Source organism: Pauljensenia sp. UMB3104 (assembly GCF_030217285.1).
Lineage (GTDB): Bacteria > Actinomycetota > Actinomycetes > Actinomycetales > Actinomycetaceae > Pauljensenia.
Genome location: NZ_JASONN010000445.1, coordinates 1 through 252, shown reverse-complemented (window position 1 = coordinate 252; position 252 = coordinate 1). Strand labels below are relative to the sequence as shown.

Genomic DNA, 252 nt, shown 5'->3' with positions numbered 1-252 from the left:
GTGGTGTGTTTCGAATACCCTGGCTCGCGCGAGCTCACTGAGCGCTCCGTCGAGCCGTGGGCTCTGTCGGTGCAGGGTCGCGCCTTGTACTTGTGGGGGTGGGCTCTCGACCGCGGGGACGAACGCACCTTCCGGGTGTCGCGCATACGCTCGCAGATTTCCTTCATCGGAGAGCCAGGCGACGCTTCGCTTCCACCCGAGGGAGCGGCGTTTCCTCGCGTGTCATCGTTTGTCTCTCCCGTTGTCCACGTG

At 64.7% G+C, this 252-nt stretch carries 1 protein-coding gene; it reads left to right on the top strand.

What is annotated here, in order from left to right:
• A partial coding sequence (locus QP415_RS12350) for a WYL domain-containing protein (RefSeq protein ID WP_285100267.1) occupies positions 1-252 on the top strand: 252 nt, incomplete at both ends.